This is a genomic window from Brevundimonas sp. (assembly GCF_036405315.1).
Lineage (GTDB): Bacteria > Pseudomonadota > Alphaproteobacteria > Caulobacterales > Caulobacteraceae > Brevundimonas.
The window spans coordinates 1-5,907 of the sequence record NZ_DASWXW010000050.1 but is presented as its reverse complement, the minus strand read 5'-3'; the positions used below and the strand labels follow the sequence as shown (position 1 = coordinate 5,907).

General features: G+C 66.9%; 6 protein-coding genes. 4 read left to right on the top strand and 2 right to left on the bottom strand.

Features of this window, described 5'->3' with window-relative positions; all coding sequences use genetic code 11:
- Nucleotides 1-222: 222 nt before the first annotated feature.
- The 4 genes from VGE49_RS03185 (at nucleotide 223) to VGE49_RS03170 (ending at nucleotide 4,415) form a co-directional block, all read left to right on the top strand.
- On the top strand, nucleotides 223-801 hold the full coding sequence (locus VGE49_RS03185) for a DUF1579 domain-containing protein (protein WP_331033135.1): 579 nt from the start codon (nucleotides 223-225) through the stop codon (nucleotides 799-801).
- 88 nt (nucleotides 802-889) lie between these two features.
- Nucleotides 890-2,530 (top strand): M28 family metallopeptidase, encoded by a 1,641-nt coding sequence (locus tag VGE49_RS03180; RefSeq protein ID WP_331033134.1) that lies wholly within the window; start codon nucleotides 890-892, stop codon nucleotides 2,528-2,530.
- A gap of 110 nt (nucleotides 2,531-2,640) precedes the next feature.
- Nucleotides 2,641-4,251: a M28 family peptidase gene (locus VGE49_RS03175; RefSeq protein WP_331033133.1), complete on the top strand. Its 1,611-nt coding sequence runs from the start codon at nucleotides 2,641-2,643 to the stop codon at nucleotides 4,249-4,251.
- Nucleotides 4,252-4,268: 17 nt separating this feature from the next.
- Entirely contained in the window at nucleotides 4,269-4,415 is a 147-nt protein-coding gene (locus VGE49_RS03170) for a hypothetical protein (RefSeq protein WP_331033132.1), read from the top strand.
- Between the two features lie 57 nt (nucleotides 4,416-4,472).
- On the opposite strand, the gene VGE49_RS03165 is transcribed toward VGE49_RS03170, so the two are convergent.
- The gene (locus VGE49_RS03165; protein ID WP_331033131.1) at nucleotides 4,473-5,744 is read right to left on the bottom strand and encodes an O-acetylhomoserine aminocarboxypropyltransferase/cysteine synthase family protein; all 1,272 of its coding nucleotides are present in this window, start codon (nucleotides 5,742-5,744) and stop codon (nucleotides 4,473-4,475) included.
- 89 nt (nucleotides 5,745-5,833) lie between these two features.
- A complete protein-coding gene (locus VGE49_RS03160) occupies nucleotides 5,834-5,902 on the bottom strand; it encodes a DUF933 domain-containing protein (RefSeq protein WP_331033136.1) in 69 nt (22 codons plus the stop codon).
- Between the last annotated feature and the right edge of the window lie 5 nt (nucleotides 5,903-5,907).

The window sequence follows — 5,907 nt, the reverse complement described above, 5'->3', positions numbered from 1 at the left end:
AGCGCAAGCAGATGGGCTTCGGCGTGATCATCTTCCTGCTGCTGTTCGCGGGGATAACCTACGCCAGCTACCGCCGTATCTGGAAGGGCGTCGCCCACTAAGGGCTTGCCGAGAGCGATACCGAAATCACCCGCCGGCGTCCCGCGTCGGCGGGTTTTTCATGTCCGATTGCGCCGTCAGGAAAAGTTCTTTATGATATAAAGCGAAAGAGGAGATCTATTGATGAAACCGTTCGTCCGCCTGGCGCTCGTCGCCGCTCTGCTGATCGCGCCGGTGTCGGCCCAGGCCCAGATGCCCGCATCGCCCAACGGAACCGAGGCCCAGCGCGCGGCCATTGGTCGTCTGGACTTCATGGACGGCGAGTGGCGCGGCGAGGCGATCGTCCACGGCCCGACGGGAACCATGACCCTGACCCAGACGGAACGGGTCGGTTCAATGCTAGGCGGCTCCATCAAGGTGATCGAGGGGCGCGGCTACGCCGCCGACGGCACGACCCAGTTCAACGCCATGGCTCTGGTGTCCTGGGACGCCCGCGCCGGACGCTACGGCTTCCGCTCCTACGCCCAGGGCTATTCGGGCGACTACGTCTTTGAGGCCACTGACGACGGTTTCCGCTGGGAGATGCCGGCCGGGCCGAACGCCAAGATGCAGTATGTGGCCGTGGTGCGTGACGGGACCTGGCATGAGGTGGGCACATATGTCGCCGAGGGCCAGCCGCCACGCCAGATGGTCGAGATGCGTCTGACTCGCGTCGGCGACACGACCTGGCCGGCGGGCGGGGCGGTCGCGCCGACGCCCTGAGCGCCGCGTCCGACGGCGCGTCGCATCGACTCCGCCGATTTCGGCCTCTAGGGTCCGGACCTCCATTTTGGTTGAGGGGTCCGTTCCCATGCGTTTGATGTCGTCCGCCGCCGTTCTGTTGTTCGCCGCCGCCCTGGCGTCCGGCGCCGCCGCCCAGTCGCCCGACTTCGATCCGGCGCGCATTTCCAACGACATCAAGGTCCTGGCGGACGACAGCTTCGAGGGGCGCGGTATCGCCACGCCGGCCGAGCAGAAGGTCATCGCCTATCTGAGCCAGCAGTATGCTGCGGCGGGCTTCGCGCCCGGCGGCGAGAACGGCGGCTGGACCCAGGCCGTGGGCCTGAACCGTTTCACCGTCTCCAACGTCAGCGGTCAGATCAAGGTCGGTGACTGGACCCAGGCCCTGGCCCAGGGCCAGCAGGCCACCATCACCACGCGCCTGCCCGGCGAAGGCGTCGACCTGCGCGGCAAGCCTCTGGTCTTCGTCGGCTACGGCACCAATGCGCCCGAGCGCGGCTGGAACGACTTCAAGACCGACGTGCGCGGCAAGGTCATCGTCGTCCTGGTCAACGACGCCGACTTCGAGGAGCCGTCGCTCAATACCTTCGGCGGCGAGGCTATGACCTATTACGGCCGCTGGACCTACAAATACGAAGAGGCCGCCCGTCAGGGCGCGGCCGGCGTGTTGATCGTCCACGAGACCAAGCCCGCCTCCTATGGCTGGACCACGGTGGCCAACTCCTGGTCCGTGCCGCAGTTCGACATCGTGCGTCAGAACCCCTCGGCCGAGCGCGTGCCGATGGAGGCCTGGATCCAGCGCGACGTGGCGGTCGAGATGTTCCGCCAGGCCGGGCTCGATTTCGAGCAGGAGAAGATCAAGGCCCGCAACCGCGACTTCCAGCCGGTCGAACTGGCCGGGGCGACGATTGATGCGAAGTTCGACGTGAAGACTGACCGGATCGTCACCCACAATGTGGTGGCCAAGCTGGAGGGCGCGACCCATCCGGACGAGACCATCCTCTATACCGGCCACTGGGACCACATCGGCATGGGCGAGCCGGACGCCAGCGGCGACCGCATCTTCAACGGTGCAGTGGACAACGCCTCGGGCACGGCGGGCTTGCTGGAATTGGCCCGCGCCTTCGCCGCGGGGCCGCGTCCCCAGCGGTCGATCGTCATGATCAGCTTTACCGGCGAGGAAAGCGGCCTGCTGGGGTCGGAGTATTACGCGGCTAATCCGCTGTATCCGCTGGAGACGACCGTGGCGGGCTTCAACCTGGACGCCACCAACGTCCTGGGCCGGATGAGCAAGCTGGGCGTGACCGGCTATGGCCAGTCCGAACTGGATGAGCGGGTCATCGCCTTGGCCGCCGCCCAGGGGCGCGGATTCCAGGGCGACGCCGCCGCCGGGGCGGGCATCTACTTCCGTTCGGACCACTTCCCGCTGGCCAAGCGCGGCGTGCCGATGGGCTATCTCTCCTCGACCGGCGACTATGTCGACGAGCCGATCGCCCCGCGCCTGGCCGCCGCCGCCGAATATCGCGCCAACCGCTATCACCAGGCCGCCGACGAGTGGGAGCCCAACTGGGATTACAGCGGCATGATCCAGGATCTGGAAGTCGTCTTCCAGGCCGGAGAGGCCCTGGCCAACAGCCGCGACTGGCCGCAGTGGAAGCCGGGCTCGGAGTTCGGTCCGGCCCGCACCGTCAGCGACGCGCGCCGCAAATAGGCCGTCGCTGATCCGCCGTCGCGGAAGATGACAAAAATGTAAGGGCGGTCTCGCGAGAGGCCGCCCTATTATTTTGCGCGAAACGCCCGGGGGAGGGCGAAGGAGACATCATGCATCGTCGGTTCATCAGCGGCGTCGCCGCCGCCGCCCTTCTGTTCGCCGCTGGCGCGGCGTCGGCTCAGGACTTCTCGGCCCAGCGCCTGTCGGACGACATCCGCGCCATCAGCGCCGACGATTTCCAGGGCCGTTATCCCGGAACGGACGGCGAGAAGAAGACGCTGGACTGGCTGCAGGCCCAGTATGAAGCCATGGGCCTGGAACCTGGCGGTCCGAACGGCCAGTGGCTGCAGGTGATCGACCTGAAGCGATTCACCCCCGTCGCCGACGCCGCCAAGGCCAGCTGGACGGGCGCGGATGGTCAGACGCATGTCCTGACGCCGGGAACCGACATCATCCTGCGGGCGGCCACCAATGACGGCAAGGCCACGATCGCTGGTGCGGGCGTCGTCTTCGTCGGCCACGGCATCTTTGCGCCCGAGCGCGGTTGGGACGACTACGGCGACCTCGACGTGGCGGGCAAGATCGTTCTTGTGGTCAGCGGGGAGCCGGACGGAGACCTGTTCAACGGTCCCTACGCCACCAACTATCAGTCCGGCGCCTACAAGGCGGATGAGGCCAAGCGTCGGGGCGCGCTGGGCGTCATCACGGTGTCGAAGACTTCGGCGACCGATGCGGCCTGGACCCGAACGGCGCAGGGCAATAGCCGCACCCGGACCCTGACGCCGGGCGCGGCCGACCTTGAATTCTCGGGCGCGATCAACGCCGACACGGCCAAGACCCTCGGTCTCGACATGGCCGAGCTGACGCCGCGTCTCGGCACGGGCGACTTCCGCGCCTTCGCCCTGCCGGGCGTGACCCTGTCGGTCGAGACGGCCGAGACCATCGACACCCTGCGCACCCATAATCTGCTGGCCAGGATTCCGGGCGCCAAACGTCCCCACGAGACCGTCATCTATTCGGCCCACTGGGACCACGTGGGCATCAACGAGCATGCCGCTGGCGACGACAAGGTGTTCAACGGCGCCTGGGACAACGCTTCGGGCACCATCGGCGTGCTGGAGATGGCGCGTCAGTTGAAGGGCGCGCCCGCGCCGGACCGCACCATCGTCTTTGCCCACATGGCGGCCGAGGAAATGGGTCTGCTGGGCGCCTACGCCTACGCCGCCGATCCGGTCTATCCGCTGGAAACGACGGTGGCCGACATCAACATCGACATGCTGCCCCTGTCGGGCCCGACGCGCGACGTGCCGATCTTCGGCAAGGGCCAGAACAGCCTTGAGGACGATCTGCAGGCCCTGGCAGAGAAGGAAGGCCGCTACGTCTCCGACGACGGCCAGCCGGAGCAGGGCTTCTACTATCGCTCCGACCACTTCCCCTTCGCCCGCGCGGGCGTGCCGGCCCTGATGCCCTGGCATGGCGTGGATTGGGTCGAGGGCGGGCGTGAAGCCGGTCTGGCCGCGTGGAAGGCCAAGTTCGGCGCCGACTACCACAAGCCGACCGACGAGTGGTCGGCCGACTGGGACCTGCGTTCGGCGGTCGAGAACCTGACCCTGCTGTATCGCCTGGGCCTGCAACTGGCCAACAGCGACGAATGGCCGACCTGGAAGCCGACGTCCGAGTTCGGCCAGGTGCGGGCCGCGAGCGACGCCGCGCGTAAATGAGGCGAGCAGCGGCGTCTTTGCATGATCTGGAAGTCGCTTTCCGACGCAAGCCGGTCGCGACGTGGCTGGCTATTGTAGCCGTTGTGGTCGTCTTCGGAATCTTCGGCGAGTACGCCGCCGGCTTCATTGACGGACTGGTGGCGGGCTTCAGCGACGCTGCCTGATTGACCGCTTCGACATGGAAAGGCCCTCCGTCCGATCCCGGGCGGAGGGCCTTTTCGTCAGATCGCCGCCAGCGCCTGTTCCAGATCGGCGATCAGGTCGTCGATGTGCTCGATGCCGACCGACAGGCGCACGGTGTCCTCGGTCACGCCCGCCTTCTTCAGTTCGTCCGGCGACAGCTGGCGGTGGGTGGTCGAGGCGGGGTGGCAGACCAGGGACTTGGCGTCGCCGATGTTGACCAGTCGGGTGAACAGCTTGACCGCGTCCTGGAAGCGCCCGCCGGCCTCGCGGCCGCCCTCCACGCCGAAGGTCAGCAGACCTGAGGCCTTGCCGCCGAAATACTTCTGGATCAGGGCGTGGCCGGGGTGGTCGGGCAGACCGGCGTAGTTGACCCATTTCACCTTGGGGTGGGCCTTCAGATGCTCAGCCACGGCCGTAGCGTTCTCGACGTGCCGGTCCATGCGCAGGGCCAGGGTCTCAAGCCCTTGCAGGATCAGGAAGCTGTTGAAGGGCGAGATGGCGGCGCCGGTGTTGCGCAGCAGGACGGTTCGGACGCGACCGATATAGGCCGCCGGGCCCAGCGCCTCGGTATAGACCACGCCGTGATAAGAAACCTCGGGCTCGTTCAGACGGCGAAAGCGCGTCTTGTGCTCGGCCCAGGGGAACTTGCCGCTGTCGATGATGGCCCCGCCGATACTGGTGCCGTGGCCGCCGATATACTTGGTCAGCGATTGCACCACGATGTCGGCGCCGTGCTCGATCGGGCGGGTCAGGTAGGGGGTCGGCACGGTGTTGTCGACGATCAGCGGCAACCCTTGCGCGTGGGCGGCATCGGCCAGGGCGGCGAAGTCCACCACATTGCCCAGCGGGTTGCAGATGGACTCGCAGAAGACCGCCTTGGTCCGCTCGTCCGTATTGGCCGCCACCGCCGCCACGTCGTCGGCGTCGATGAAGCGCACCTCGATGCCGTACTGCGGCAGGGTGTGGGCGAACAGGTTGTAGGTGCCGCCGTAGAGGGTGGAGGTGGCGATGATGTTGTCGCCCGCCTCGGCGATGGTCAGGATGGCGTAGGTGATCGCCGCCTGACCCGAGGCCACGGTCAGGGCCGCGATCCCGCCCTCCAGCGCCGCCAGACGTTGCTCCAGCACGTCCGAGGTCGGGTTCATGATCCGGGTGTAGATATTGCCCGCCACCTTCAGGTCGAACAGGTCGGCCCCGTGCTGGGTGTCGTCGAAGGCGTAGCTGGTGGTCTGATAGATGGGCACCGCCACCGACTTCGTCGTCGGATCGGGCGAATAGCCGGCGTGGACGGCGAGGGTGTCGAACTTCATGGCGGGCTCCGGGCTTGGTCAGGCCCAGACGCTAGCAAGGCCGCCCGAGGGGCGGCCTTGCAGAAATTCTCAACTGAAGCGGAGAAGCTCTAGTTGTTGAACAGGAAGTGCATCACGTCGCCGTCCTTGACGACGTAGGCCTTGCCTTCAGCCCGCATCTTGC